Raw genomic sequence first — 25,935 nt, forward strand, 5'->3', positions numbered from 1 at the left:
GAGTCCCTGTAGGAGCGGCTTCAGCCGCGACGAGCGAAGTGGTGTGCTTTCCGTCGGTGCGATGCGTCGGAGCTGAAGCCCCCTACATTGCATCCAACTCACGCGCCGCAAGTGCGTGGCGACGCGGCTGCATCACCGCGCCGCCACGGCGATCACGGCAGGCCGGCCAGCCAGTCGTCGTCGGAGCCCTCGTTGATGTCGGCGAACAGCGGGGTGGAGAAGTAGCGCTCGCCGGTGTCGGGCAGCATCGCCAGGATCACCGAGCCGGGCGCGGCGGTCTCGGCCACGCGCAGTGCGGTGGCCACGGTGCCGCCGCCGGAGATGCCGGTGAAGATGCCTTCCTCGGCGGCAAGGCGACGCGAGACGGAGATCGCGTCGGTGTCCTCCACGCTCAACACGTCGTCGTAGACCTCGCGGTTGAGCACCTCCGGCACGAAGTCCGGGGTCCAGCCCTGGATCTTGTGCGGCTTCCACTCCTGGCCCTGCAGCAGGGCGGCGCCGGCCGGCTCGGTGGCGGTGATGCGGATGTCCGGGCGCGCCACGCGCAGCACTTCGCCGACGCCGGTGAGGGTGCCGCCAGTGCCCCAGCCGCTGACGAAATGATCGAGCCGGCGGCCGGCGAAATCGCGCAGGATTTCCGCGGCGGTGGTGCTGCGGTGGTAGGCCGGGTTGGCCGGGTTGGCGAACTGGCGGGCCAGGAACCAGCCATGCTGCTGGGCCAGTTCCTCGGCCTTGCGCACCATGCCGCTGCCGCGCTCTGCGGCCGGGGTCAGGATCACCTTGGCACCGAACGCGCGCATCAGCTTGCGGCGTTCGATCGAGAAGGTCTCCACCATCGTCGCCACGAACTTGTAGCCGCGCGCGGCGGCGACCATCGCCAGGGCCACGCCGGTGTTGCCGGAGGTGGCTTCGACGATCGTGTCGCCGGGCTTGAGCAGACCCTTGGCCTCGGCGTCGAGCACGATCGCCAGCGCCAGCCGGTCCTTGACCGAGCCGCCGGGGTTGAATGCCTCGACCTTGACGTACAGGTCCACGTGCGCGGGCGGCAGGCGGTGCAGCTTGACGATCGGGGTGTGGCCGATGGTGTCGAGGATGTTGTCGTAGATGGCCATGCGCAGGGTCTCCGTAAAAAGGATGCGGGTCAGGCGGCGTGGGCCAGGGTAGGCACGGCCGGCTTCGGGAAAGGTGAGGGCGCGGCGCCCAGCGGCGCGGCGCCGAACCAGTGCAGGCCGGTCGCCAGCGCGGCCACCTCGCCCAGGATCAGCAATGCCGGCGAACGCACCTGGTGCGCGCGGGCGGTGTCGGGCAGGTCGGCCAGGGTGCCGACCACCACCCGCTGCTGCGGGCGCGAGCCGTTTTCCACCAGCGCGAAGGGGGTGTCGGCGGCGCGGCCGGCGCGCAACAGGCGTTCGCGCACGGTGTCCAGTCCGGCCACGCCCATGTATACCGCCAGGGTCTGCCGCTCCTGCGCCAGCGCGGCCCAGTCCAGCGTGTCGAAGGAGTCCTTGCAGTGCGCGGTGGCCAGGCGCAGCGACTGCGCGTGCGCGCGGTGGGTCAGCGGGATGCCGGCGTAGGCCGCGCAGGCCAGCGCCGCGGTGATGCCCGGCACCACCGCGTAGGGCACGCCGTGTGCGCGCAGGTATTCCAGTTCCTCGCCGCCGCGGCCGAACACGAACGGATCGCCGCCCTTCAGCCGCACCACGCGGCGCCCGCGCCGCGCGTGCTCCAGCATCAGCGCGTGGATCTGCTCCTGGCGCATGCTGTGGCCGCTGCCCGACTTGCCGACTTCGATCCGCTCGGCCGTGTCCGGCAGCAGGTCCAGGATCGCGGCGCTGACCAGGCGGTCGTGCAGGACCACATCGGCGCCGCGCAGCGCGCGCAGCGCGTTGAGCGTCAGCAGGCCGGGATCGCCGGGGCCGGCGCCGACCAGGGTCACCGTGCCGGGACGGAGCGCTTGCGCTGCAGCGGCGGATGCGTCGATGCCGTTGCCTGCATCGTCCGCCGATGCGTTGGCTGCGACCGTGACGGTTGCGCCGATCGCATCCTGCGCCAGCACCCGCAGCGCCGCGGCGGCCTGCAGCGCCTGCCGGTTCAGCGCGGGGTCGTCGCTGGCGGCGACCAGATACCACACCGCATCCAGCCAGGCGCCATCGAAGCGGCCGCGCAGCCACTGGATGCGTCCTGCATCGGCCAGGGCCTGCAAAACCGGCGTCAGCGCCGGCGCCCCCAGCCGCGGCAGCGCGCCGGCCGCGAGCAGCGCCTGTATCTGACGCTCGGCGGCGGCGCCGCCACCGACCACCAGCACGGGCCGCTCGCGCAGGTCCGGATACAACGCAATCGGGGCAGGGCTCACGGCGGTCGCAACGCAGGAAGGAGGTGGGAGGCGTGACCGTAGCGCCGCCTTATAGCCGCCGGAAATGACTTCATGCCTCTACCAGATAGCTTTCGGTTATAAGGTGAGAGGCCCATTTCCACTACAGTCGTGGCTGCTCCCGCCAGGCGGCGCCTCGCCCTCGCTCCGATGACGCTGACCCAACTCCGCTACCTCGTCGCCATCGCCGATGCCGATCTCAACATCACCCTGGCCGCGGCGCGCGTGCACGCCACCCAGCCGGGGCTGTCCAAGCAGCTCAAGCAACTGGAGGACGAACTCGGCTTCCTGCTGTTCGTGCGCAAGGGTCGCAGCCTGGAAACGGTGACCCCGGCCGGCCGCGAAGTGATCGAGCGCGCCCGCGCGGTGCTGGCCGAGGCCAACAACATCCGCACCTACGCCGCCAACCAGCGCCGCGAGAGCCAGGGCCAGCTGACCCTGACCACCACCCACACCCAGGCGCGCTTCGTGTTGCCGCCGGCGGTGGCGCAGATCAAGCAGGCGTATCCGCAGGTCAGCGTGCATCTGCAGCAGGCCGCCGAGAGCGCGGCGCTGGACCTGCTCAGCCAGGGCGATGCCGACATCGCCATCGTCAGCACCGCCGGCAGCGAACCGGGCGCCGGCATCGCGGTGCCGCTGTACCGCTGGCGGCGGCTGGTGCTGGTGCCGCGCGGGCATGCGCTGGACGTGCCCAAGCGGGTGCCGGACATGGCCGCGCTGGCGGTGCAGCCGCTGATCAGCTACGAATCCTCGACCCGCTCCGGCTCTTCGCTGCAACGCGCGTTCGGCCGGCTCGGGCTGGAGCCGAGCATCGCCCTGACCGCACTCGATGCCGACCTGATCAAGACCTACGTGCGCGCCGGCCTCGGCGTCGGCCTGCTCGCGGAAATGGCGGTGCATGCCGGCGACACCGACCTGCGCGCCTGGCCGGCGCCGCCGGAGATTCCCGAGTGCATCGCCTGGGCGGTGCTGCCGCGCGACCGCGTGCTGCGCGACTACGCGCTGGAACTGGTGCACGTGCTGGCACCGCAGATCGACACCCGCGACCTGCGCCGGGTCATGGAAGGCAACCAGGAACCGGACTGGCCGACCCCGCCGACCTGGGAAGAGCTGACCCAGACCATCACCAGCTGAGCGGCGCTACCGCGTCGTCGCCGCGCCTGGCGCAAGCCGCGACGGCCGTGCGATCTCCGCATCGGCGGCGTCGACGGCGCCGCGCAAACGGCGCGCCGCCGCTACGCGCATCTGCCACCCGGTTGCGGTTGCCATTGCCATCGCGGCGCGCGGCCGCTACGGTGCGCGCTCTTTTATCCACCACAAGGATGTCCATGCACCCCGTCCTCCAGCAGAACCTGTTCTTCGTCAAGGAGCAGGTCGGCATGTTCAAGGCCGCCAACAACTACGACGTGTTCGATCCGCAGAGCAACCAGAAGGTGCTCGAATGCCGCGAGCCGAACCTGGGCGTGTTCACCAAGATCTTCCGGTTCACCGACTACAAGCGCATGACCCCGTTCCAGGTGGAAGTGCGCACGCCGAACGGGCAGAAGGTGCTGACGGTCAAGCGCGGGTTTTCGCTGTTCCTGTCCAAGGTCGAGGTGCTGGACGAGCACGATCGCCTGGTCGGTTCCTTCAGCCAGAAGTTCTTCTCCATCGGCGGCAAGTTCGACGTGCTCGATGCGCGCGAGAAGCTGGTGTGCACGCTGCGCGGCAAGTGGACCAGCTGGGATTTCCGCTTCGTGCAGGGCGAGCGCGAGCTGGCGCGCGTGGCCAAGAAGTGGGCCGGGCTGGGCAAGGAGCTGTTCACCTCCGCCGACAACTACATGCTCGCGATCGAGAATGCGGTGCCGGCCGAGGACGACGTGCGCATCCTGATCATGGCCGCGGTGCTGTGCATCGACATGGTGCTGAAGGAATAACTGCAGTGTCGCGCGCGCCACGGCGCGCGCAGCGCGGCCGCGCTCAGGCGTCGGTCGCGCCCGCCAGCGGCAGGGTCACCGAGAAGCGGCTGCCCTGGCCCGGGCGGCTGCGCACCTCGACGCTGCAGCCCAGCGTTTCGGCGGTGCGGCGCACGATCCACAGCCCCAGGCCGAGGCCTTCGCTGCGCGGATCGGCCTGGCGGAAGGCCTGGAACAGATGGCGCAAGCTGTCGCCGTCCATGCCGATGCCGCTGTCGATGATCTCCACCGTCACCTGCCCGCGCCGGCGCCGGCAGCCGACCAGTACCGAGCCGTGCTCGGTGTATTTGACCGCGTTGCCGAGCAGGTTGCCGAGCAAGGTGGCCAGCAGCGTGGCGTGGCTGCGCACGCGCAGCGTGGTCGGCACGTAGCGCAGGCGCAGTCCCTTGGCCGCGGCCTGCGGTCGCCAGGTATCCAGGATCGGGCCGAGCAGGTCGCCCAGGACCATCTCGCCCTGCACCGGCAGGCTGTGTTCGCCGCCGGCGACCGCACTGGCGGCGAGCTGGTCCAGGCCGGCGGCGACCTGGTTCAGTGCCTTGCGCGCCTCGTCCAACGGCACGCTGCCGGCCGCGTCGAGCTGGCGCTGGACCTTGGCCAGCGCATAGGAGACGGTGCGCAGCGGCGTCTTCAGGTCGTGGCCGGCGATGGCCAGCAGGCGGCTGCGGTAGTGGTTGGATTCCTGCGCCAGCGCCAGCGCCTTGCGCAATTCCAGCTGCGCCATCGCCTGCCGCGCCAGCGCGCGCAGCGCCTCGATCTGGTCGTAGGTCAACTGCCGCGCGCGCCGGTCGAGCACGCAGACCGTGCCCAGCGGCAGGCCGTCGGAGGTCTTCAGCAAGGCGCCGGCGTAGAAGTGCAGGCGCTCTGCGCCGGTGACCAGCGGATTGGAGGCGAAGCGCGGATCCTCGCGCGTGTCCGGCACCAGCAGCAGATCGTCCTCCAGCAGCGCGTGCGCGCAGATCGAGGTGGCCAGCGGCGTTTCCCGCGTGCCCAGGCCGATCTCGCTCTTGAACCACTGCCGCTCGCTGTCGATCAGGTTGACCACCGCGATCGGGGTCTGGCAGATCATCGCGGCCAGCCGAGTAATGTCGTCGAAGGCCGGCTCGCGCGGCGTGTCCAGGATCGCGTAGCTATGCAGCGCGTCCAGGCGCAGCGTTTCGTTGCCGGGCTTGGCGGCGCAATAGACCGGGCCGGCAGCGGATGCGACGGAAGACATGCGAGCGCCTCGGCGGCGATGAGGCGCGCATTCTATTGGTACAGATCACACTTCCTCACGACGCCGTCTTCACGCCGACGCAACGGACGCAGGCGGTGCCGCGCCCGATGCCGCGGCCAAAGATTCGGTGTCAGGCCGGCGTTCGCTGTAGCGGTCGACGAGGTACGGCGCCAGGTCACGGGTGAGCAGGGTGAACTTGAGCAGTTCCTCCATCACGTCGACCAGCCGGTCGTAGTAGGGCGAGGGGCGCATCCGCCCGGGGCTGTCGAATTCCTGCCAGGCCTTGGCCACCGACGACTGGTTGGGAATGGTGAGCAGGCGCATCCAGCGGCCGAGCACGCGCATCTGGTTGAGCGCATTGAACGACTGCGAGCCGCCCGACACCTGCAGCAGCGCCAGGGTCTTGCCCTGGGTGGGGCGCAGCGCGCCCTGGCTGAGCGGGATCCAGTCGATCTGCGCCTTGAGCACGCCGCTCATCGCGCCATGCCGTTCCGGCGAGGACCAGACCATGCCTTCGCTCCACAGGGTCAGCTCGCGCAGTTCCTGCACTTTCGCATCGCTGTCGGGAGCGGCGTCGGGCAGCGGCAGGCCGCTGGGGTCGAACAGGCGCGTTTCCGCGCCCATCGCCTGCAGCAGTCGCGCCGCTTCCAACGCCAGCAGCTTGCTGTAGGAGCGCTCGCGCAACGAGCCGTACAGCAGCAGGATGCGTGGCGGATGGGGGGCGCGGGCGGCGCTCAGCGCCAGCGGATCCGGGCGCACGAACGCGGCCGGGTCCAGGTTCGGCAGCGCGGACAGGTCAACCGACACGGCGGCCGTCCGCGTCGATCACGGGTTCGCCGTCTTCCTTGGCGAAGGCGCCGCGCTGCGGCGAGGGCAGGATTTCCAGCACCGTTTCCGACGGCCGGCACAGGCGCGCGCCCAGCGCGGTGACCACGATCGGCCGGTTGAGCAGGATCGGGTGCTGCAGCATCGCGTCGAGCAATGCGTCCTCGCTCAGCGTGGGATCGTCCAGGCCCAGTTCGGCGTAGGGCGTGCCCTTCTGCCGGATGGCCTCGCGCAGCGGGATGCCCAGCGCCGCGATCAACGCCTGCAGGGTGGCGCGGTCCGGCGGGGTCTTCAGGTATTCGATCACGGTCGGTTCTGCGCCGCTGTTGCGGATCAGGGCGAGGACATTGCGCGAGGTGCCGCAGGCGGGATTGTGGTAGATCGTGATGGCGCTCATCGAGGGCTCGGTGCGATAGGAGGGGGCGCTGCGCTATGGCGCGCGCACGGCGGCAGGCGCCGCAGCGTCGGCGGAACACGTGCCGTTGCCACAGCAGTTCTCGGTCAGGAAGCCGATCAGCGCGTACATGCGCGCGTAGTCGGCGCGCAGCCGGATCACCCGGCCCTGGCGTTCGTCGGCGATCAGGCCGGCACCGCGCAGCACGTGCAGGTGCGCGGTCAGCGTGGCCGCGGGCAGCTCCAATGCGGCGCGCAATTCGCCCACCGCCATGCCGTCGGGCCCGGCCTGGACCAGCGCGCGATAGGCGGCCAGGCGGTGCGCGTGGGCGAGGGCGCGCAGGGCGGAAACGGTGCTGTCGGCATTCATCGTTTCGATAATTCCGGAAATTTCGAAATGATGCAAGCGCGGCCCAGTTCCACAAACGACAGCGGGCGCATCGCTGCGCCCGCCGGGTGGGAGAACCGTTGCGCGGCGCTCAGGTCGGCATGTCCTCGATCTGCAGGTACACCATGGTCTGGTTGAGCAGCTGGTAGGCCACTTCGCCAAAGGTCACCGGTCCGATCAGTTCACCGGTGCGTTTGCCTTCCAGTTCCGAGTACAGGAAGTTGAGGATGCAGTTGCAGCTGAACTCGGGGCTGCTCACGGTCTGCGGCAACTGCCGCGAGAATTCCTCGACGTAGTTGGCCACCGGTGCAGCGACGCGGTACTCCACGCCGCGGAACACCGGCGCGTACAGCGTGACCTTGTGCGCGTCCTGGTCGATCGACTGGATGCTGGCGTTGATCTTCTCGCCGTTGTAGTCGGCGACCAGCGGCAGCCGCACGTCGATCTGGTTGGCGGTGAGGTACTCGGCGAAGTCGCGCGGCGCGCCGTTGACCAGCGCCTGGCCGACGTCGAAGCCGTCCTGCGCGAAGGTGATCACGTCGCCGTCGCCCTGCTCGAAGCAGTTGACGATCCCGACCGAGACCATCTTGTCCTCCGGCAGCGTCGCGTGCAGGACCACGCAGCCTTCGCTGTAGGACTTGCCGCTGGTGCCGTCATAAATGCGCGGCGCCACTTTGCCCAGGTCCGACAGGTCCACGCCGGACACCCAGCCGACGATGTTCTTCATGAACAGCCCAGGGTAGTCTGGCGAATCCTGCGCATAGCGCACGTGCGCCTGGCTGGTCGCCGGCAGGATGATCACGCTGAAGCCGTGATCGGGCGAGTCGCTGGCGATGGACGGCAGTTCGCCCACGTCGTACCAGCGCACGCTCGAGCCGCTGACGCAGTGGTCCTGCTCGCTGACGAAGATCAGTTCGCGGCTGTGGGTGCCGCCTTGCTTGTCCATGAAATAGGGAATGGTGCCGCCGATCCAGTTGCCCTTGGGCAGGCTGTCGAGCAGGGCCTGGTCGCCGGCCAGATACAAGGTGGCGCCGGACTGGATCTTCTGGGCGGCTTGTTCGCGTGTCATCAACATGTCGTTGCTCCTCAGAAGTGGGACTTCAGTTCGGCCGAATAGAGATTTTCGTACTTGCTGAAGAATGCGTGCGCCTCGTCCACGCAGGCTTGCACGGTCTGCGGCGACGGATCGCTTTTGATCTTGCGCGCGCACTGGCTCAGCATCATGTTCCCGGCGAAGACCTTGAATTGCAGCTTGGCATCGCCACGAAGCAGCGGAACCCACTTGGGATGGATTTTACTCGGAATCATCTTCGTCCCTCCACGGATGAAGTGTCTGGAATGGCCGACGCACAGGCGCGGCTTCGACGCAGGTATCGACAGGACCCACGCGGGCTTGAGCGCCGCATCGGGCTGTAAGCGATTACCGTCGTGGAACTGGGTCAGTCGTCACCAATGGCCTGCGTCAAGCTGTCGCAGGGGGGAGCTAGCCCGGCTGCGGCAACAGGCCTAGACTGCCGCGGTGATCCGTCGCCGCCAGCCATCATCGTTTTGGGCAACGCTCGCCATGCTGGCGATCGTGCTGATGCTGGCTGCGCCGTTGCTGAGCCGCTGGCAGCAGGCGCGCTCCGGCGACTGGGCCGCTGCCGCGGCGAGCGCGCTGTGCACCAGCCGCGGCCTGCAATCGGTGCTTGCCTTGCCTGCGGTGTCGTTGCCTGCCCACGCCGGCGCCCATGACGACGGCAGCATGGCGCACGAGCATGTGTGCGATTACTGCCTGCTGGCCGCGCGCCTGCTGCCCTTGCTGGCGTTGCTGTTGCTGGTGTTGCCGTGGGTGCGCCAGCGCACGCCGCTGGCCGCACCGCGCATGCCGGTGGTGGACACGGGCATCTGGCGCGCTCACGCCGCACGTGGGCCTCCGCTGTATTCCTGAAACGCGAACGCTTGTTCTTCGTGCCGTGGCGCTGCCGCGGCGCGTTTTCGTGCTGATGGAGCCATCGATGATCCGTTTCTTTTCCGTGCCGCGCATGGCGGCGTACGGCTGCGCCTGTCTCGCGGCCGGCGTCTGCCTGCCGACGCATGCCGCCGATAGCGGCGTACAACCGCCCGCCGGCGATTCCGCATTGACCCTGGGCAAGGTCCAGGTCCGCGCCGATCCGCTGTCCTTGCCGACTGCACGCAGCGTGCTGAGTTCCGTGGACATCCTCGGCGGCGACCTGCTGCAGGACCAGCACGTGGACTACAGCTGGGAGCTGCTGATGCGCGCGCCCGGGGTGCAGGTCACCCAGTTCAAGATGGGCACCGACGCCGGCCGCTTCTCGTTTCGCGGCTTCAACGGCGAGGGCCGGGTCAACGCGGTCAAGCTGCTGATCGACGGCATTCCCAGCAACGACAACGCCGGCGCCATGCCGTACCTGGACGCGGTGTTTCCGCTGGACATCGCCGCGATCGAGATCGTGCGCGGCACCAACGATCCGCGCTATGGGCTCGACGCCATCGCCGGCAGCGTCGACGTGCTGACCCGCAGCGGCGGCAACGACGGCCGCGCCAGCGTCACCATCGGCAGCTTCGGCACGCGCGAGGTGCAGGCCAGCCAGGGCATCGAGCGCGGCGGCTGGAGCCAGAACTATTTCGCCGCGTGGCGCGACAGCGACGGCTACCGCGACCATGCCGACGCGCGCAAGCGCGCCTTCGCCGGCAAATGGTTCTACACCGCGCCGGACGCCGCCTTGCGCGCCGGGCTCAGTGCGCGTTACTACCGCAACGAAGCGCTGGAAGCGGGCTACCTGGACTATGCCAGTGCGCAACGCGCACCGCGCAGTTCGCCCGGCTACGCGCGCGACGATCGCAGCGAACGCCAGACCGGCCAGGTGAGCCTGCATCTGGATGCGCAACTGGCCGATGCCGTGCAGGGCAGCGCCAGGCTGTACTGGAATCGCTACCAGAACCAGCGCTGGGTGCGCTTCACCAATGCCGGCGCGCAGCAGGAGCGCGATACCGACGAGACCCAGCGCGGCTTTCTGGCCAAGGCCAGTTGGCGGCCCGAGGTCGACTGGGCGACGTCGTTCGCGCTGGAAGGCGGCATCGACGGGCAATGGCAGGACAATACGTCGCAGCGCTATCGCACCGTGGCGCGGGTACGCACCGCGCCGTTGCGCGACTGGGATTTCGACCTGGATACGCGCGGTGTTTATGTGCAGGCGGTGATCCGTCCGTTCGAGCGCTTGCAACTGGTGCCGGGCTACCGCGTGGACTGGGTCGATGGCAGCTTCCGCGACCGGCTCGGCGGCGCGCGCTATCCGGCCTACGCCTACGGCGCGATCCGACAGCCCAAGCTCAGCGCGGTGTTCGCGCTGACCGCGCAGACCAGCGCTTACGCCAACATCGGCCGCAGCTTCCAGATCGGCAGCGGCAACGGCGCTTACCGAAGCCAGCCCGGAAACCTGGCGCCGTCGTACAACGACGGCTGGGAAGCGGGCTTGAAGTTCGCCGACGGCAAACGCCTGGATGCGCGCATCGCCTACTGGGAGCAGCGCGCCTCCGACGAGGTGGCGACCATCCTCGGCGTCGATGGCAGCGTCGGCACCGGCGAGGTCGGCAACGTCGGCAAGACCTTGCGCCGCGGCTGGGATGCGCAGCTGAACCTGCGTCCGGACGAGCGCTGGACGCTGTGGCTGGCGTATTCGCGGCAGCGCGCGGTCATCGTCACTCCCGACCCGAGCGCGCCGGCCACGCGCGGCAAGGAGATCGAGAACGTGCCGCACTACCTGGCCAACGCCGGCATCGACTGGCAGGCCACGCCACGGCTGAAGCTGTCGGCCTGGGGCAATGCGCAGGGCGACTACTACGTGGAGCGCAGCAACACGCTGGGCCGCTACGGCGGTTACGCGCTGGCCAACGTCGGCGCGACCTGGGCCTGGCGCGCGCAGCGCGAGCTGTCGCTGCAGCTGAAGAATCTGAGCGATCGTCACTACGTCTACGCCTGGTACGACAGCGGTTCCTCCGGCTACTCGCCGGGCGATGGCCGTGCGTTGTACGCCAGCCTGAACTGGGGTTGGTGATGGCCACGCCGAATCCGACCGCGGTGCCGCCGGCGCGCTTCTACCGCGCCGTGTGGCGCTGGCATTTCTACGCTGGCCTGCTGGTGCTGCCGCTGCTGGCATGGCTGGCGCTGACCGGTGCCGCCTTCGTCTACCAGCAGCCGATCGATGGCTATTTCCACCGCGCGCTGAAGACGGTCGCGGTGCCGGCGCAGGCGCAGGCGATTGCGCCGCAACGTTTGCTCGCCGCTGCATTGGCGGCGCAACCGGGACAGGCGCTGCGCTACACCACGCCACCACAGCGCGATGCGGCGGCGGAAGTGACCGTGGGCACCGCCGATGGCCGCCGCGTGGTGGTGTATGTGGATCCGTATCGGGCGCGGGTGCTGGGCAGCTTGCCCGAGCACGGCACGGTGGCGTGGACGATCCGGCGCCTGCACAGCCTCGCCCTGGTCGGGCCATGGGCCAGCGCGCTGATCGAAGTGGCTGCGGGCTGGGCGATCCTGCTGGTGCTGACCGGCGTGCACCTGTGGTGGCCGCGCGGCCGCCGCGGCGGTGTCACGACGGTGCGTGGGCGGCCGCCGCAACGCGTGTTCTGGCGCGATACGCATGCGCTGACCGGCAGTGTGGTCGGCGCGATGTTGTTGTTCCTGGCGCTGACCGGCATGCCGTGGTCGTGGTTCTGGGGCGAACAGGTCAATCGCCTCGCCAATGGCCACCACTATGGCTATCCGGCAGGCCTGCGTGTGGACGTGCCGATGTCCACGCAGCGCCTGAGCGACGGAGAGGTGCCGGCGTGGTCGCTGCGCCAGGCGCGGTTGCCGCAGTCGCAGCTGCCGGGGGATGCTGCGATGCCGATGCCGATGCCGATGCCGATGCCGATGCCGGCGACGGTGACGGCGAATGCGGCATCGAGCATGGCGGACCACGGTAACGATGCGCATGCGGAGCATGCCGCGCATGGCGGCACGGCGATGGATGCCATGGACACGATGGCGCCGGAGCCCGGCGCCATCGGCCTGGACGCGGCGGTGGCGCGGTTCCAGGCACGGGGGATCGCCGCCGGCTACAGCGTGGCGCTGCCGCGTGGCGTGCGCGGCGTCTATACCGCGTCGGTGTATCCGCCGGACCTGGCGCAGCAACGGGTGGTCCACCTCGACCAGTACAGCGGCAAGGTGCTGCTGGACATGCGCTACGCCGATTACGGGCCGATGGCGAAGGCGTTGGAATGGGGCATCAATGTGCACCTGGGGCAGCAATACGGCACCTTCAATCAGCTGCTGCTGATCGCATCCTGCATCGGCATCCTGCTGTTGTGCGCCAGCGCCGCGCTGATGTGGTGGAAGCGGCGCCCGGCCGGCGGATTGGGCGTGCCGCCGCTGCCCGCGGACCGGCGCACGCTGCACGGCGTGATCGTGTTGTTGGCGATCGGCGGCGTGCTGTTCCCGCTGGTCGGGGTGTCGCTGTTGCTGATGCTGGCGCTGGATTGGTGGTGGGTGCTGCGGCGGGAGTGAGGCGGTGTGGTGGCGTCGAACTGGCCGAATGCCCCGTGGCAGGGTCGCCAGTCCCGGCGCTGGCTGTAGCCGTCGAGTGCGCCGCGCCGCTCGTCGCACCTGACGTCGCTCCCGCAGGGGATGGCTGCGACTGGCTGGGGTGCACTGTGGAGGGCTTCAGTCCCGGCTGGGAGTTGTCGGCATTGCACGCTGTCTGTCGCGGCTGAAGGCGCTCCTACAGGGGGCTTGCGGCGAGCTTGATGGTGCACTGTGGGAGGGACTTCAGTCCCGACGGTGTCCGAAGCCGGAAGGTTCGCCGCTCCGCTCGTCGCGGCTGAAGCCGCTCCCACAAAAGAGGCGTGCGCGGCCCGAAGAAGGGCCGCAGCACGCCCGCCTCAGATGTCCTCGTGGATGCCGCACTCGCGCTTGAGGCCGAAGAAGCGGGTATCTTCCTCGCGCATGCCCGGCTCCCAGCGGCGGGTGGTGTGGAAGTCGCCGATCGACACGTAGCCTTCTTCCCACAGCGGGTGGTAGGGCAGGCCGTGCTGCTGCATGTACTGCCACAGGTCGCGGTCGCTCCAGTCGGCGATCGGGTTGATTTTGTAGCGCTCGCCGCGCTTCTGCACGAACGGGGTCTGCGCGCGGCTGTCGGACTGGCTGCGGCGCAGGCCGGTGAACCAGGTGCCGACCTTCAGTTCGTCCAGCGCGCGGCGCATCGGCTCGACCTTGCGCAGGTTGTTGTACTGCTCGATGCCGACCATGCCCTGTTCCCACAAGCGGCCATGGCGCGCTTCCATCCACGCGCGGCTGACCAGCGGCCGGTACACCTTGAGGTTGAGCTTGAGCTTGTCGGTGAGCGCGTCGGCGAAGCGGTAGGTCTCGGCGAACAGGTAGCCGGTGTCGATCAGGATCACCGGGATGTCCGGCAACTGCTGGGTCAGCAGGTGCAGCGTCGCCGCCGATTGCGCGCCGAAGCTCGACGACAGCGCGGCCTCGGCCGGGCCGTGTTCGAGCGCCCAGGCCACGCGCTGCACCGCGGTCATCGGCGCCAGCAACGCGTTGACCGCGTCGAGATCCCATGCCGTCGCTGGCGCGTTGGCGGAGTCGTGGTGGGCGGAGGCGGGCAGGGCGCTCATGCGTGCAGTTCCGAGGGAATGAGATGGCGGTGGGTGGGGTAGGCGGGCAGTGCGACCAGGCCGCTGCGGTGCAGGAAGTCGCCGAAGCCCTCATCGGCGTCGCGTTCGCTGGCGTAGCGCGCGAACAGCGGATCCAGCGCGTCCAGGATCTCCGGCTCGGCGATGTTTTCGCGGTACAGCGTGTTCAGGCGCTGGCCGCGGTGATCGGCGCCGAGCATCAGGTTGTAGCGGCCGGGCGCCTTGCCGACCAGCGCGATCTCGGCCAGGTACGGCCGCGAGCAGCCGTTCGGGCAACCGGAAATGCGCAGCAGGATCGGCGTCTCGCGCAGCCCGTGGCGGTCCAGCAACGGCTCCAGCTTGCCGACGAAGTCGGGCAGGTAACGCTCGGCCTCGGCCATCGCCAGGCCGCAGGTGGGCAGCGCCACGCAGGCCATCGCCGCGCGCGCCAGCGCGGTGCGCGCCTGGTTGCCGATGTCCAGCGCATGCGCGCGCACCAAGGTGTCGATCGCCTCGCGCAGCGCAGCCGGAATGCTGGCGACGACCAGGTTCTGGTTGGAGGTCATGCGGAAATGCGCGCCTTCGCCGTCGCGCTGCAGCAGCTCGGCGATCTCGCGCAGGCCGCTGAGATGACGCGCGCCGTCGTCACGGTCGGCGATGCGCCCGGCCGGCAGCGACAGGGTCAGGTGCGCGCGGCCGTCCTCGCCTTCGCTCCAGCCGTAGCGGTCGCCGTTGTGCTCGAACGCGAACGCGCGGGTCGGCTGCAGGGCGATGCCGGCGCGGCGCTGGATCTCGGCGACGACGACGTCCAGGCCATGGTCGTCGATCGTGTACTTGAAGCGCGCGCGCTTGCGCAGCGTGCGGTTGCCGAGATCGCGCTGGGTGGTGACCACCGCGGTGGCGACATCGAGCAACTGGTCGCGCGCGATGAAGCCGATCACGTTGGCCACGCGCGGATAGGTCTCGGCGTCGCCATGGGTGGCGCCCATGCCGCCGCCGATGCTGACGTTGTAGCCGGCCAGTTCGCCGTCGGCACCGAGCACGCCGATGAAGCCCAGGTCGTTGGCGAACACGTCCACGTCGTTGACCGGGGGCAGCGCGAAGCCGATCTTGAACTTGCGCGGCAGGTAGGTGTCGCCGTAGATCGGCTCCTGTTCCTGGCCGCTGCCGACGATCTGCTCCTCGTCCAGCCAGATCTCGTAATAGGCGCGGGTATTGGGCAGCAGGTGTTCGGACGCGCGCGCCGCATCGGCGTACAGGGTCGCGTGCGCGCGCGAGGCGAGCGGATTGGCCGCGACCTGCACGTTGCGGTTGACGTCGCCACAGGCGGCCAGGGTGTCGATCAGCGCGGCGTTGATCGCCTGCATCGTCGCCTTCAGTTCGCGCTTGATCACGCCATGGAACTGGAACGCCTGGCGCGTGGTGACGCGCAGCGAGTGGTTGCCGTAAGTGGTGGCGATGGCGTCGAGCTTGAGCCACTGCTGCGGCGTGATCACCCCGCCCGGCGTGCGCGTGCGGATCATGAACTGGTAGGCCGGTTCGAGCTTCTGCCGGCGGCGCTCGTCACGCAGGTCGCGATCGTCCTGCTGGTAGCTGCCGTGGTACTTGATCAGCGTCTGATCGTCCTCGCGCAACGCCCCGGTGACCGGATCGGCCAGGCTCTGCAGCAGCGACCCGCGCAAGCGGCGGCTTTCGGCCTTGATGTCTTCGACGTTGCTCATCGCGGGATTCGGAATTCAGGATTGGAAGTTGGCAAATCAGAAACGAAGGCGGCTCGGAAACACGCAGAAAAACGGAACCCGCTCTTACGAATCCCCAATCCCGACTCCCCAATCCCAGCCTCAATAGACATCGCGCGCATACCGCCCCTCCCGTTGCAGCGAGGTCAGGTAGGCGGCCGCATCCTCGGCATTGCGCGCGCCGTGCTCGACCACGATCTGCTGCAGCGTGGCGTGCACGTCCTTGCCCATGCCGATCGCGCCGCACACGTACAGGTGCGCGCCGTTCTGCAGCCAGTCGTAGACGTCGCGGCCGTGCTCGCGCAGGCGCTGCTGCACGTACACCTTGTCCGGCACGTTGCCGTCGCGCAGCGGCTGCACGTCGCGCGAGAACGCCAGGTCCAGGCGCTGCAGTTCGCCGCTGCGCAGCGCCTGCTGCCACTCGGCCTGGTACAGGAAGTCCTGATTGAAATGGCGGGCGCCGAAGAACAGCCAGTTGCGGCCGCTGGCGCCGCTCTCGGCGCGTTCCTGCACGAAGCCGCGGAACGGCGCCACGCCGGTGCCGGGACCGATCATCAGGATGTCGCGGCTACTGTCGGCCGGCACCCGGAAGCGTTCGTTGGGTTCGATGTAGACCGGGGCACTGTCGCCTTCGGCCAGGGCGGCCAGAAACCCGCTGGCCGCGCCGCCATGGGCGTGGCCATGCGCCTGGTAGGCCAGGACATCGACGGTGAGATGCACTTCGTCGCCGACCCGCTTGCGGCTGGAGGCGATCGAATACAGGCGCGGAGCCAGGGGCCGCAGCGCCTCCAGCAAGGCGCTGTGGTCCCAATCCGCCGGCCAGCGTCGCAGCACGTCGATCACCTGGTGATCGGCCAGCAACGCCGCCAGACCGGCGGTCTGGGTAGGGTCGAGCAGCTGCTCCAGCGCCGGGGCGGCTGAGCGGCGGGCGACCGCGGTCAGGAATGGCCGCGAGGCCCGGGTCAGCTCGCGATGCGCGGCGAGCCACTCGTGCAAGGGTAGAGTCTGCGCATCGACGGTGACGTGGGCATGACCGTCCAGTCGCGTCGCCGTCAAAACGGCCTCGACCAGCGCCGGCGGATTGCGGTGGCGGATGCCCAGCGCGTCGCCGGGTTCGTAGTGCAGGCCGCTGCCGGCCAGCGACAGCTCCAGATGGCGCACGTCCTTGTCGGCCTCGCCATGCGTGGCATAGCGCGGACCCTTGAAATCGCGGCCGCTGATGCGCTGGTTCGCCAGCACCTCGGCGGCGAACGGGCGCTCGTGGCTCCAGGCCGCGGCGGCCGCGCCGCGCAGCGGGGTCACCGTCGCCGACGGCGCTGCCGCGGTCTTCAGCAGCTCGCGCGCCTGCGCCAGCGCCTGGGTGCGCCACGGCGCCGCCACGGTGTCGATGTCCAGGTCGGCCTCGCCCAGCGGCAGCAGCCGCTGCGCGCCGAGTTCGGCCAGGCGCGTATCGATGCGCTTGCCGATGCCGCAGAAGTCGGCGTAGCTGGAATCGCCCAGGCCGAGCACCGCGTACTTCAACTCGGGCAGCTTGGGCGCACGGCGGCCCTGCAGGAACTCGACCAGGCCGATCGCGTCGTCCGGCGGGTCGCCTTCGCCCTGGGTGCTGATGACCACGTACAGCAGGCGCTCGCCGGCCAGTTCGCGGGTCGGATAGGCATCGGCGCGCAGCAGGCGCACCGTCAGCCCGGCGGCCTCGGCCTCGGCGGCCAGTTGTTCGGCGGCGCGGCGGGCGTTGCCGGTCTGGCTGCCGTAGACAATGCTCAGTCGCTGCGCGGCCTGGTGGGTCGCCGCGCCGCCCGGCAACACCGCCAGCGAAGGCGGCGCATGTCCCTGGCCCTGGGCCAGTCCCGCGGCATAGCCAGACAGCCACCACAGGCTGGCCGCATCCAGCCCCTCCACCGTCCGCGCCAGCAGCGCCTTGCGCTCGTCGGGCAAGGGGCTGGGCGGCAACGCGGGCGAGGCGGCGGTCATGACCGGTCCGGGTGGGAAGAAGGGATGACCGATGTTAGGGATTCGTTGCGCAGGGCAGAAAGGAGCAGGGGTTATCGGCTTATGCCCCCCGCTTATTTCAGTGCCTGCCAGACGCATCACACACTGCCGGCCCCGGTCGCCCCAGGCGCCGCGGCCGCTGCTACCCTCTGTGCGCCCCTTCCCGACGAGTCCTGCGTTGTCCCCGATGCGTTCTTCCGCCCTGTCCCACCTCGACCGGCTCGAGGCCGAAAGCATCCACATCCTGCGCGAGGTGGCCGCCGAGTTCCGCAATCCGGTGCTGCTGTATTCGGTCGGCAAGGACAGCTCGGTGCTGCTGCACCTGCTGCTGAAGGCGTTCGCGCCGGCGCCGCCGCCGATCCCGCTGCTGCACGTGGACACGCGCTGGAAGTTCCGCGAGATGATCGCCTTCCGCGACCGCCGCGCCGCCGAGACCGGGGTGGACCTGCGCGTGCACATCAACCCCGACGGCATCGCCCAGGACATCGGCCCGTTCACGCACGGCGCGACCGTGCACACCGACGTGATGAAGACCCAGGGCCTGAAACAGGCGCTGGACCAGGGCAAGTTCGACGCGGCGATCGGCGGCGCGCGCCGCGACGAGGAGAAGGCGCGGGCCAAGGAGCGGGTGTTCTCGTTCCGCAACGACAAGCACCGCTGGGATCCGAAGAACCAGCGTCCCGAGCTGTGGAATCTGTACAACGCCCGGGTCCATGCCGGCGAGAGCGTGCGCGTGTTTCCGCTGTCCAACTGGACCGAGCTGGATATCTGGCTGTACATCTACCGCGAAGCGATTCCGGTGGTGCCGCTGTATTTCGCCGCCGAGCGCCCGGTGGTGGAGCGCGACGGCGCGCTGATCATGGTGGACGATGAGCGGCTGCCGTTGCGCGAGGGCGAGGTGCCGCAGCTGCGGCAGGTGCGCTTCCGCACCCTGGGCTGCTATCCGCTGACCGGAGCGGTCGAATCGCAGGCCGACACGTTGGAAAAGATTATCGCCGAGATGCTGCTGACCACCACCTCGGAGCGGCAGGGGCGGGTGATCGACCAGGATCCGGGCGCGTCGATGGAGAAGAAGAAGCTGGAAGGGTATTTCTGATGAGCCGGGATTCGGGATTGGGGATTGGGGATTCGCAAGAGCGGCACGTCGCGGCGAACGTTGTAGCGGGAGGGGACGCCGTTGCGAATCCCCAATCCCCAATCCCCAATCCCGGCGGCGACGCAGTCGCCGCCTACCTACAGCAACACGAACACAAGCCGCTGCTGCGCTTCATCACCTGCGGCAGCGTCGACGACGGCAAGAGCACGCTGATCGGGCGCCTGCTGTACGACAGCAAGCGCCTGTTCGACGACCAGCTCGCCGCGCTCAGCGCCGACAGCAGGCGCCACGGCACCCGTGGCGGCGAGATCGACTACGCGTTGCTGCTCGACGGCCTGGCCGCCGAGCGCGAGCAGGGCATCACCATCGACGTGGCCTACCGCTACTTCGACACCGACAAGCGCAAGTTCATCGTCGCCGATTGCCCCGGCCACGAGCAGTACACCCGCAACATGGCCACCGGCGCCTCCACCGCCGACGTGGCGGTGGTGCTGGTCGACGCGCGCAAGGGCCTGCTGACCCAGACCCACCGCCACAGCTACATCGTCTCGCTGCTCGGCATCCGCCATGTGGTGCTGGCGGTCAACAAGATGGACCTGGTCGATTTCGACCAGGCCACCTTCGAGGCGATCGTCGCCAACTATCGCGCGCTGGCCGCGCAACTGGGCATCGCGCAGGTGCAGTGCATCCCGCTGTCGGCGCTCGACGGCGACAACCTGTCGCAGCGGTCCGCGCGCACGCCGTGGTACGGCGGCCCGGCCTTGCTCGAATACCTCGAAAGCCTGGACCTGGATGCGCGCGATGCCGCCAGCGGCCTGCGCCTGCCGGTGCAATGGGTCAATCGCCCGAACCAGCAGTTCCGCGGTTTCGCCGGCACGCTCGCGGCCGGTCAGGTGCGGCCGGGCGACGCCGTGGTGGTGCTGCCGTCGGCGCGCCGTTCCACCGTCGCAAGGGTGCTCGACGGCAACGGCGACGTCGACCGGGCCGTGGCCGGGCAGGCGGTGACGCTGACCCTGGCCGACGAGATCGACATCAGCCGCGGCGACGTGATCGCCGCCGCCGACGACCCGCCGGAAGTGGCCGACCAGTTCGCCGCGCATGTGCTGTGGATGGACGATGCCGCGCTGCTGCCGGGCCGTCCGTACTGGCTGAAGATCGGCACCCGCACGGTGTCGGCCAGCGTCAGCGAGATCAAGCACCGCATCGACGTGAACACGCAGGAGCGGCTGGCGGCCAAGCGCCTGGAGTTGAACGAGGTCGGCTACTGCAACCTGTCGCTGGACGAGTCGATCGCGTTCGAGCCGTACGCGCGCAACCGCGCGCTCGGCGGCTTCATCCTGATCGACCGGCAGAGCAACACCACCGTCGCCGCCGGCACGCTGGATTTCGCGCTGCGCCGCGCCGGCAACGTGCATTGGCAACACCTGGACGTGGACCGCGCCGCGCGCGCGCGGATCAAGGGCCAGTCGCCGAAGGTGCTGTGGTTCACCGGCCTGTCCGGCGCCGGCAAGTCCACCGTCGCCAACCTGGTCGACAAGCGCCTGCATGCGCTCGGCTACCACACCTTCATCCTCGACGGCGACAACGTGCGGCACGGGCTGAACCGCGATCTGGGCTTCACCGACGAGGACCGGGTGGAGAACATCCGCCGCGTCGCCGAAGTGGCGCGCTTGATGGCCGATGCCGGGCTGATCGTGCTGGTCAGCTTCATCTCGCCGTTCCGCGCCGAACGGCGGATGGCGCGCGAGCGCTTCGCCGAGGGCGAATTCGTCGAGGTGTTCGTCGACGTGCCGCTGCACGTGGCCGAGGCGCGCGACGTGAAGGGCCTGTACGCCAAGGCGCGCGCCGGGCAGATCCCTAACTTCACCGGCATCGATTCGCCGTACGAGGCGCCGGAACAGCCGGAGCTGCACCTGCGCGCGGACGGCGACAACGCCGAGGCGCTGGCGGCGCAGGTGCTGGGGTGGCTGGAGGCGCACGACTGAGCGCTGCGGCGCCGCCTTCCGGCGGCGCCCGGTCATGCATGCTGCTGAACGCTGGTTGCTGTGCAGCGGGAGTTGCCATCGGCCGCGCCGGTACGCATCCTGTGCATGCAGGGAGGGGTGTGATCCAGGAGAACCCGGGGCCGGATTCCTGCGGCAACGTTCAGGGGGAACGCGTGGATCCGAAGATGCAGGCCTTGCTGGCCAAGACCAATGTCACCGAACTGGTCGCGCCCGCGGCGGTGGAGCAGGTGACGCACCAACCGGTGCGGCCCGAGCCGCCGCCGACGCAGCGGCCGCTGTATTCCACGGCCGATCCGTTCCAGTACCACATGGCCACCACCGAGATCGTCGGCAAGCTGCAGGAGCGCACGACCAAGCCGGCGGTACGGGCGTTCGGCTGGCTGGTGTTCGGCGTGCCGATGGCGCTGTTCGGACTGATGCTGTTGCAGCTGGTCTGGTACGACGCGGCGCTGCATGCGTGGAAGATCCCGCACACCGTCGGCGATGCGTTACGCGCGCTGTTCGGAACCGCTTCCGCGCTGGCCTTCGTCGTGGCCTACCCGTATTTCACCCGTCGCCGCAGGTCTGCCGCCGGTTGACGCGGGGTGAGCATGCGCCAGCATGTGGCGACGGCTGGGGCAGGTAGACGCGAAGGTACTGGCTGCCGGCATCGGCCTGGCGCGCTACGCGGCTGGTCGCCGGTCGCTGGCATCAATGCGCGTCGGGTTGCGCCTGGGTCAGCCGCTGCGGCGCGCGGCGCGGTGCCTGCAGCAATTGCACGAACTGCGCCGCGATCACCGCGCCGGCGAAGTGGCGCTGCACGAACTGGCGGCCGGCCTGTCCCATTCGCTGGCGGCGCTGCGCATCGCACATGCGCAGGATCGCGTCGCGCCAGGCGTTCACGTCGCCCGGCGGCAACAGTTCGCCGCTGACGTCGGCGTCCAGCGTTTCCGCCACGCCGCCGACGCGGCTGGCGAGCACCGGCACTTCGCTGGCCTGCGCTTCCACCGAGACCCGGCCGAAGGTTTCCGGCGCCAGCGAGGGAAACGCCAGCATCGACATCGCGTTGTAGTAGGGCGTGGTGTCGTTGACCCAGCCGACGAAGCGGTGCCGTGCGGCGCTGGCCTGGGCGCTGGCCTGCGCATGCAGGCGCGCCGCATCCGGGCCGTCGCCCAGCCACAGGCAATGCAGCGCCGGTTCGATCGCCATCGCCGCGGACGCCGCCTCCAGCAGCGGAAAGATGCCCTTGCCGTGCTGCAGGCGGCCGCTGTAGCCGATCACGATCGCGTCCTCGGGCAGGCCAAGCAGGGCGCGCATCTCGCGGCCGCGGCGCGGGTCCGGACGCAGGCTGTCCATGTTCACCGGGTTGTACAGCACCTGCACCAGCGCCTCCGGCACGCCGCGGTCCAGGTAGGCCTGCCGCGCATAGCGCGACACCGCGAAGAAGCGCGAGGCCAGGCGCGGAATCGCGTAGCCGGAGAACGCGCGCATCGCCGGCGCGCGGTGCCGGAACAGCGCCACGCGGATGCCGAGCGCGCGGCCGACCAGCAGCAACGGCCAGTATTCCTTGCCGAAATTGCCGACCAGCCAGTCCGGCTGCAGGCGCCGCGCCAGGCGCAGCAGCGGCGCGTAGCCGGCCGGGGCCAGCGCGTTGCGGAAATGGCCGAAGTGCACGCCGATTCCGCTGCGTTGCAGCTCCTCGGCGATCAGCCCGCCCTGGCAGGCGATCACCTCGACACGGTGGCCGACGCCGGCCAGGGCCTGCGCCAGCGCCACGAAGTGCGTCGCCGCGCCGGTGTTCTCGGGATTGGTGCCGACGAACAGGAACTTCATGCGCGCCGATCCTCGTAGCCGGTCAAGGCCCGCAGCGCGAACTGCGGCAGCAGGTGATGCCGTGCCACCTGGATGCGCGGATAGCGCCAGGGATCGGAGCCGGGCACGGCGCGGCCGCGGCGGGTGGTGGTCGCGGCGACATAGCCGGCGTCCTGCACCGTCGCGGCCACGCGTGCGTCCACGTCGCCGTACGGATAGCAGAACTGGGTGACCGGTTCGCCGAGCAGATCCTCCAGCTCGCGCTTGCAGCCGCCGATCTCCTCGCGCAACTCGGCATCGCTGCACGCGGTCAGATGCGGATGCGAACGGGTGTGTGCGCCGATCTCCATGCCGCCTCGGCGCCATTGGCGCAGTTCGGCCAGGCTCATCAGCGGCTTTTCGATGCCGAGCTTCTTCGCGTCCCAGGTGTTGTGGCGGCCGATGCTGCCGCTGACCGCGTACACGGTGGCGCTGAAGCCCAGGCGTTGCAGGACCGGCAATGCCGCATGCAGGTTGTCCAGATAGCCGTCGTCCAGGGTCACCACCGCGACCCGGCCGTGGCGTTCGCCGCGCAGGTAGGGCATGGCGTCGGACATGGACACGCCGCGATAGCCCAACCGACGCAGCAACTGCATCTGCCGCGCGAAACGCGCTGGCGCGACATACAGGCTGCGATAGACCTGCAGTTGTCGCGGCGCCGGCGCGATGTTGTGGTACATGAAGATTGGAATACGTACCGCAGCGGGGGAGGTCGCGGGTGGCATCGGACGGCTCGGGACGATCGCGAAGAAGGGAGGGCGCGCTGCATTAGCGCGCGCCAACCTTTCGACGGCCTGTCGTGCCTGTCGGCAATGGGCCGGGCACGGCAATGTGCGCCGTTGAGGCGCGTCGCAGCGCTCGCTTGTCGCGGCCCTGCGCAGCGCACGCATGCCGCACAGGAACCGGCACCGCGCCACATGCAATCGCCGGTTATGCTCGGCTGCCGATCTGCAGGAGCACGGCCGATGCCCGACGAAGCAAGCGCCACGGCGTGGCGCGACCTGCGCTTGACCACCGACGGGATGCAGCTGCGCCGTTGGCGCGGCGACGATCTCGACGCGCTGCTGCGCCATGCCGACGATGCGCAGGTGGTGCGCGGGCTCAGCGACCGCTTCCCGCATCCCTACACCCTTGCCGACGGCGAGGCGTTCCTGAGCGGGCGCGTGGTGGATCTGGCGCATCCGGTGCTGGCGATCGAGATCGACGGCGAGGCCTGCGGCAGCATCGGCCTGCGTCCCGGCCGCGGCGAGCGCGCGCACGTCGCCGAACTGGGCTATTGGCTGGGGCGCCGGCACTGGGGCCAGGGCCGGATGACGCGGATCGTCGCGACCTACCTGGACTGGGCGATCCCCGCGCTCGGGCTGCTGCGCATCGAGACCAGCGTGCTGGACAGCAACCCGGCCTCGGCGCGGGTGCTGGAGAAGAACGGCTTCGTGCGCGAAGGCATCCGCCGCGGCGCGCTGCGCAAGCACGGGCGCCTGCACGATCTGCACCTGTTCGGCCGCCTGCACGCGCCAGAGTGAGACCTGCGTTTCGCGGTCAGCGCCGATTCATGCACAATCGAGCCAGCCCCATCCGCGGGGCATCCTTCTTGCGCTTCGGGGAACTGCGTGGAATCGATCATCACTGCATTGAATGGCTTGATCTGGAGCAAGGCGCTGATCTTCATGTGCCTGGCGGCCGGCCTGTACTTCACCATCCGCACCCGCTTCATGCAGGTGCGCGGCTTCGCCGAGATGTTGCGGCTGACCATCGGCGGGCAGAAATCCGATGCCGGCGTGTCTTCGTTCCAGGCGCTGGCGATGTCGATGGCCGGGCGCATCGGCATCGGCAACATCGCCGGCGTGGCCACCGCCATCGCCTTCGGCGGCCCGGGCGCGATCTTCTGGATGTGGGTGATGGGTTTCTTTGGCGCCTCCACCTCGTACATCGAATCGACCCTGGCGCAGATCTACAAGGTCAAGGACGCCGACGGGCGCTACCGCGGCGGCCCGGCGTACTACATCGAAAAGGCGATGGGGCTGAAGTGGTACGCGCTGCTGTTCGCGCTCGCCACCATCGTCGCCACCGGCTTCCTGATGCCCGGCGTGCAGGCCAACGCGATCGCCGACAGCGTGGTCAACGCCTGCCGCGGCGGTCCGCTGTGCGGCCCGCTCGACGGACTGTGGATGGGGCTGCCGGCGGCGCAGGCGCTGAAGCTGGGCATCGGCGCGACCGTGGCGCTGCTGCTGGCGGTGATCATCTTCGGCGGGGTCAAGCGCATCGCCAACTTCGCCGAGATCGTGGTGCCGTTCATGGCGCTGGGCTACATCCTGATGGCGGTGGTGGTGATGGTGCTCAACGCCGAGCGGGTGCCGGAGATGTTCGCGATCATCTTCCGCAGCGCCTTCGGCACGCATGCCGCGTTCGGCGCGCTGCTGGGCCTGGCGGTGGAGTGGGGCGTCAAGCGCGGCATCTACGCCAACGAGGCCGGGCAGGGCACCGGCCCGCACGCGGCCGCTGCCGCCGAAGTCTCGCATCCGGCCAAGCAGGGTTACGTGCAGGCCTTTGCGATCTACTTCGACACGATGATGGTGTGCACGGCCACCGCGTTCCTGATCCTGGCCACCGGCAAGTACAACGTGTATGCGCCGAACGGCGGCGAGCCCCTGTTCGCCGGCCTGCGCGGCGTGCAGGAAGGCCCGGGCTACGCGCAGGCCGCGGTGGACGCGATCCTGCCCGGCTGGGGCGCCGGCTTCGTGGCGCTGGCGCTGTTCTTCTTCGCCTTCACCACGATCATGGCCTATTACTACATGGCCGAGACCAATCTCAGCTACATCAACGGCAACCGCCGCCGCCCGCTGACCGTGCTGGTGCTGCGGTTGGGCATCATGGGCATGGTGGTGTTCGGCGCGTTCCACGACGCCAAGCTGGCGTGGTCGCTGGGCGACATCGGCGTGGGCCTGATGGCCTGGCTCAACATCATCGCCATCCTGATCCTGCAGAAGCCGGCGCTGCTGGCGCTGCGCGACTACGAACGGCAGAAGAAGGCCGGCCTGGATCCGGTGTTCGATCCGCTGCCGCTGGGCATCAAGAACGCCGACCTGTGGCGCGAGCGCCTGTCGCCGCCGGTGCCGCGCGGCGAATGATCGACGCGCGGCGTTGCGTGCCGCGATGCACGCTGCCGGCCTGTGGCCGGCAACGGCCCGTGCCAGGGAGGGACTGGGCGCATCAGTAGGAGATCATCGTCGAGGTGGCGGTAACGTCCAGGGCGCAGGTGTATGGCGGGCCGACATCGGAGCCGTCGTCGATCGATTTCCGTGCGGCGAACCCAGTTGCGCAGGTTTTCTGTCGCGCGAACGACGCCAACCGCACCTGCGGGGCAGGGATGAGCGAAAATCGCCGGGTCGCGCCGCTACGGTGCGTTGCCATTGCGGTCCAGGAGGCCTTGCCCATGCGTCACAAACTTTCCTTCCCGCACGTTG

24 protein-coding genes are annotated in these 25,935 nt (G+C 69.4%); 10 read left to right on the forward strand and 14 right to left on the reverse strand.

What is annotated here, in order from left to right:
• Positions 1–152 precede the first annotated feature (152 nt).
• Positions 153–1,112 carry a cysteine synthase A gene (cysK, locus tag AB3X08_RS05395; protein WP_369936769.1) on the reverse strand — a complete coding sequence of 320 codons (960 nt, stop codon included), beginning with the start codon at positions 1,110–1,112 and terminating at the stop codon, positions 153–155.
• Between the two features lie 29 nt (positions 1,113–1,141).
• Positions 1,142–2,353 carry a uroporphyrinogen-III C-methyltransferase gene (gene cobA / locus AB3X08_RS05400; RefSeq protein ID WP_369936770.1) on the reverse strand — a complete coding sequence of 404 codons (1,212 nt, stop codon included), beginning with the start codon at positions 2,351–2,353 and terminating at the stop codon, positions 1,142–1,144.
• 168 nt (positions 2,354–2,521) lie between these two features.
• On the opposite strand from cobA, the gene AB3X08_RS05405 reads away from it, so the two are divergent.
• A complete protein-coding gene (locus AB3X08_RS05405) occupies positions 2,522–3,505 on the forward strand; it encodes a LysR family transcriptional regulator (RefSeq protein WP_369936772.1) in 984 nt (327 codons plus the stop codon).
• Positions 3,506–3,699: 194 nt separating this feature from the next.
• Positions 3,700–4,287 (forward strand): phospholipid scramblase-related protein, encoded by a 588-nt coding sequence (locus AB3X08_RS05410; protein ID WP_369936774.1) that lies wholly within the window; start codon positions 3,700–3,702, stop codon positions 4,285–4,287.
• Positions 4,288–4,330: 43 nt separating this feature from the next.
• On the opposite strand, the gene AB3X08_RS05415 is transcribed toward AB3X08_RS05410, so the two are convergent.
• The 6 genes from AB3X08_RS05415 to AB3X08_RS05440 form a co-directional block, all read right to left on the reverse strand.
• Entirely contained in the window at positions 4,331–5,539 is a 1,209-nt protein-coding gene (locus tag AB3X08_RS05415) for a sensor histidine kinase (RefSeq protein ID WP_369936776.1), read from the reverse strand.
• A 69-nt stretch (positions 5,540–5,608) separates the two neighbouring features.
• Positions 5,609–6,346, reverse strand: coding sequence for an arsenical resistance protein ArsH (arsH, locus tag AB3X08_RS05420; protein ID WP_369936778.1), 738 nt, complete (start codon positions 6,344–6,346; stop codon positions 5,609–5,611).
• Positions 6,336–6,761 carry an arsenate reductase (glutaredoxin) gene (arsC, locus tag AB3X08_RS05425; RefSeq protein WP_369936779.1) on the reverse strand — a complete coding sequence of 142 codons (426 nt, stop codon included), beginning with the start codon at positions 6,759–6,761 and terminating at the stop codon, positions 6,336–6,338. Before arsC ends, arsH begins: the two co-directional genes overlap by 11 nt.
• Before the next feature lie 33 nt (positions 6,762–6,794).
• A complete protein-coding gene (locus tag AB3X08_RS05430) occupies positions 6,795–7,163 on the reverse strand; it encodes an ArsR/SmtB family transcription factor (RefSeq protein ID WP_369936780.1) in 369 nt (122 codons plus the stop codon).
• Positions 7,164–7,236: 73 nt separating this feature from the next.
• Entirely contained in the window at positions 7,237–8,220 is a 984-nt protein-coding gene (locus AB3X08_RS05435; protein WP_369936781.1) for a DUF6976 family protein, read from the reverse strand.
• A gap of 11 nt (positions 8,221–8,231) precedes the next feature.
• On the reverse strand, positions 8,232–8,453 hold the full coding sequence (locus AB3X08_RS05440) for a hypothetical protein (protein WP_369936782.1): 222 nt from the start codon (positions 8,451–8,453) through the stop codon (positions 8,232–8,234).
• Between the two features lie 256 nt (positions 8,454–8,709).
• Between AB3X08_RS05440 and AB3X08_RS05445 the strand changes: the two genes are divergently transcribed.
• The 3 genes from AB3X08_RS05445 (at position 8,710) to AB3X08_RS05455 (ending at position 12,696) form a co-directional block, all read left to right on the forward strand.
• Complete coding sequence (locus AB3X08_RS05445; RefSeq protein ID WP_369936783.1) at positions 8,710–9,075, forward strand: DUF2946 family protein; 366 nt, start codon at positions 8,710–8,712, stop codon at positions 9,073–9,075.
• A 67-nt stretch (positions 9,076–9,142) separates the two neighbouring features.
• Positions 9,143–11,203 carry a TonB-dependent receptor gene (locus tag AB3X08_RS05450; protein ID WP_369936784.1) on the forward strand — a complete coding sequence of 687 codons (2,061 nt, stop codon included), beginning with the start codon at positions 9,143–9,145 and terminating at the stop codon, positions 11,201–11,203.
• The gene (locus AB3X08_RS05455) at positions 11,203–12,696 is read left to right on the forward strand and encodes a PepSY-associated TM helix domain-containing protein (protein ID WP_369936785.1); all 1,494 of its coding nucleotides are present in this window, start codon (positions 11,203–11,205) and stop codon (positions 12,694–12,696) included. The genes AB3X08_RS05450 and AB3X08_RS05455 overlap by 1 nt, the downstream gene beginning before the upstream one ends.
• Before the next feature lie 374 nt (positions 12,697–13,070).
• On the opposite strand, the gene AB3X08_RS05460 is transcribed toward AB3X08_RS05455, so the two are convergent.
• The 3 genes from AB3X08_RS05460 to AB3X08_RS05470 all read right to left on the reverse strand — a co-directional run bounded on the left by AB3X08_RS05460 (position 13,071) and on the right by AB3X08_RS05470 (position 17,521).
• Positions 13,071–13,811 carry a phosphoadenylyl-sulfate reductase gene (locus AB3X08_RS05460; RefSeq protein WP_184414758.1) on the reverse strand — a complete coding sequence of 247 codons (741 nt, stop codon included), beginning with the start codon at positions 13,809–13,811 and terminating at the stop codon, positions 13,071–13,073.
• Entirely contained in the window at positions 13,808–15,529 is a 1,722-nt protein-coding gene (gene cysI, locus AB3X08_RS05465; protein ID WP_369936786.1) for an assimilatory sulfite reductase (NADPH) hemoprotein subunit, read from the reverse strand. The genes AB3X08_RS05460 and cysI overlap by 4 nt, the downstream gene beginning before the upstream one ends.
• Positions 15,530–15,649: 120 nt before the next feature.
• Positions 15,650–17,521: an assimilatory sulfite reductase (NADPH) flavoprotein subunit gene (locus tag AB3X08_RS05470; RefSeq protein WP_369936787.1), complete on the reverse strand. Its 1,872-nt coding sequence runs from the start codon at positions 17,519–17,521 to the stop codon at positions 15,650–15,652.
• A 205-nt stretch (positions 17,522–17,726) separates the two neighbouring features.
• Between AB3X08_RS05470 and cysD the strand changes: the two genes are divergently transcribed.
• The 3 genes from cysD (at position 17,727) to AB3X08_RS05485 (ending at position 21,219) form a co-directional block, all read left to right on the forward strand.
• Positions 17,727–18,635, forward strand: coding sequence for a sulfate adenylyltransferase subunit CysD (gene cysD, locus AB3X08_RS05475; protein ID WP_369936789.1), 909 nt, complete (start codon positions 17,727–17,729; stop codon positions 18,633–18,635).
• The gene (gene cysN / locus AB3X08_RS05480) at positions 18,635–20,620 is read left to right on the forward strand and encodes a sulfate adenylyltransferase subunit CysN (protein WP_369936791.1); all 1,986 of its coding nucleotides are present in this window, start codon (positions 18,635–18,637) and stop codon (positions 20,618–20,620) included. The genes cysD and cysN overlap by 1 nt, the downstream gene beginning before the upstream one ends.
• A gap of 173 nt (positions 20,621–20,793) precedes the next feature.
• Positions 20,794–21,219: a hypothetical protein gene (locus AB3X08_RS05485; RefSeq protein WP_369936792.1), complete on the forward strand. Its 426-nt coding sequence runs from the start codon at positions 20,794–20,796 to the stop codon at positions 21,217–21,219.
• Between the two features lie 112 nt (positions 21,220–21,331).
• Here AB3X08_RS05485 and AB3X08_RS05490 read toward each other — a convergent pair whose 3' ends face one another.
• Positions 21,332–22,453 (reverse strand): glycosyltransferase family 4 protein, encoded by a 1,122-nt coding sequence (locus AB3X08_RS05490; protein WP_369936793.1) that lies wholly within the window; start codon positions 22,451–22,453, stop codon positions 21,332–21,334.
• Positions 22,450–23,151, reverse strand: a complete 702-nt coding sequence (locus AB3X08_RS05495) for a polysaccharide deacetylase family protein (protein WP_369936795.1) — start codon at positions 23,149–23,151, stop codon at positions 22,450–22,452. Before AB3X08_RS05495 ends, AB3X08_RS05490 begins: the two co-directional genes overlap by 4 nt.
• Positions 23,152–23,436: 285 nt before the next feature.
• Here AB3X08_RS05495 and AB3X08_RS05500 point away from each other — a divergent pair, with 285 nt between their 5' ends.
• Complete coding sequence (locus tag AB3X08_RS05500; protein ID WP_369936797.1) at positions 23,437–23,994, forward strand: GNAT family N-acetyltransferase; 558 nt, start codon at positions 23,437–23,439, stop codon at positions 23,992–23,994.
• Positions 23,995–24,138: 144 nt separating this feature from the next.
• Positions 24,139–25,599, forward strand: coding sequence for an alanine/glycine:cation symporter family protein (locus AB3X08_RS05505; RefSeq protein WP_369938438.1), 1,461 nt, complete (start codon positions 24,139–24,141; stop codon positions 25,597–25,599).
• Positions 25,600–25,681: 82 nt separating this feature from the next.
• Here AB3X08_RS05505 and AB3X08_RS05510 read toward each other — a convergent pair whose 3' ends face one another.
• Positions 25,682–25,906, reverse strand: coding sequence for a hypothetical protein (locus AB3X08_RS05510; protein WP_369936798.1), 225 nt, complete (start codon positions 25,904–25,906; stop codon positions 25,682–25,684).
• Positions 25,907–25,935: the final 29 nt, after the last annotated feature.

The organism is Xanthomonas sp. DAR 34887 (genome assembly GCF_041245805.1).
GTDB classification, from domain to species: Bacteria; Pseudomonadota; Gammaproteobacteria; order Xanthomonadales; family Xanthomonadaceae; genus Xanthomonas_A; species Xanthomonas_A tesorieronis.

Excerpts from the sequence above, each read along its gene's own strand:
- cysK (WP_369936769.1), bottom strand. The coding sequence starts at position 1,112 with ATGGCCATCTACGACAACATCCTCGACACCATCGGCCACACCCCGATC.
- AB3X08_RS05405 (WP_369936772.1), top strand. The coding sequence starts at position 2,522 with ATGACGCTGACCCAACTCCGCTACCTCGTCGCCATCGCCGATGCCGAT.
- AB3X08_RS05410 (WP_369936774.1), top strand. The coding sequence starts at position 3,700 with ATGCACCCCGTCCTCCAGCAGAACCTGTTCTTCGTCAAGGAGCAGGTC.
- AB3X08_RS05415 (WP_369936776.1), bottom strand. The coding sequence starts at position 5,539 with ATGTCTTCCGTCGCATCCGCTGCCGGCCCGGTCTATTGCGCCGCCAAG.
- arsC (WP_369936779.1), bottom strand. The coding sequence starts at position 6,761 with ATGAGCGCCATCACGATCTACCACAATCCCGCCTGCGGCACCTCGCGC.
- AB3X08_RS05435 (WP_369936781.1), bottom strand. The coding sequence starts at position 8,220 with ATGTTGATGACACGCGAACAAGCCGCCCAGAAGATCCAGTCCGGCGCC.
- AB3X08_RS05440 (WP_369936782.1), bottom strand. The coding sequence starts at position 8,453 with ATGATTCCGAGTAAAATCCATCCCAAGTGGGTTCCGCTGCTTCGTGGC.
- AB3X08_RS05445 (WP_369936783.1), top strand. The coding sequence starts at position 8,710 with ATGCTGGCGATCGTGCTGATGCTGGCTGCGCCGTTGCTGAGCCGCTGG.
- AB3X08_RS05450 (WP_369936784.1), top strand. The coding sequence starts at position 9,143 with ATGATCCGTTTCTTTTCCGTGCCGCGCATGGCGGCGTACGGCTGCGCC.
- AB3X08_RS05455 (WP_369936785.1), top strand. The coding sequence starts at position 11,203 with ATGGCCACGCCGAATCCGACCGCGGTGCCGCCGGCGCGCTTCTACCGC.
- AB3X08_RS05460 (WP_184414758.1), bottom strand. The coding sequence starts at position 13,811 with ATGAGCGCCCTGCCCGCCTCCGCCCACCACGACTCCGCCAACGCGCCA.
- cysI (WP_369936786.1), bottom strand. The coding sequence starts at position 15,529 with ATGAGCAACGTCGAAGACATCAAGGCCGAAAGCCGCCGCTTGCGCGGG.
- AB3X08_RS05470 (WP_369936787.1), bottom strand. The coding sequence starts at position 17,521 with ATGACCGCCGCCTCGCCCGCGTTGCCGCCCAGCCCCTTGCCCGACGAG.
- cysD (WP_369936789.1), top strand. The coding sequence starts at position 17,727 with ATGCGTTCTTCCGCCCTGTCCCACCTCGACCGGCTCGAGGCCGAAAGC.
- cysN (WP_369936791.1), top strand. The coding sequence starts at position 18,635 with ATGAGCCGGGATTCGGGATTGGGGATTGGGGATTCGCAAGAGCGGCAC.
- AB3X08_RS05490 (WP_369936793.1), bottom strand. The coding sequence starts at position 22,453 with ATGAAGTTCCTGTTCGTCGGCACCAATCCCGAGAACACCGGCGCGGCG.
- AB3X08_RS05495 (WP_369936795.1), bottom strand. The coding sequence starts at position 23,151 with ATGTACCACAACATCGCGCCGGCGCCGCGACAACTGCAGGTCTATCGC.
- AB3X08_RS05500 (WP_369936797.1), top strand. The coding sequence starts at position 23,437 with ATGCCCGACGAAGCAAGCGCCACGGCGTGGCGCGACCTGCGCTTGACC.
- AB3X08_RS05505 (WP_369938438.1), top strand. The coding sequence starts at position 24,139 with ATGTGCCTGGCGGCCGGCCTGTACTTCACCATCCGCACCCGCTTCATG.
- AB3X08_RS05510 (WP_369936798.1), bottom strand. The coding sequence starts at position 25,906 with ATGGGCAAGGCCTCCTGGACCGCAATGGCAACGCACCGTAGCGGCGCG.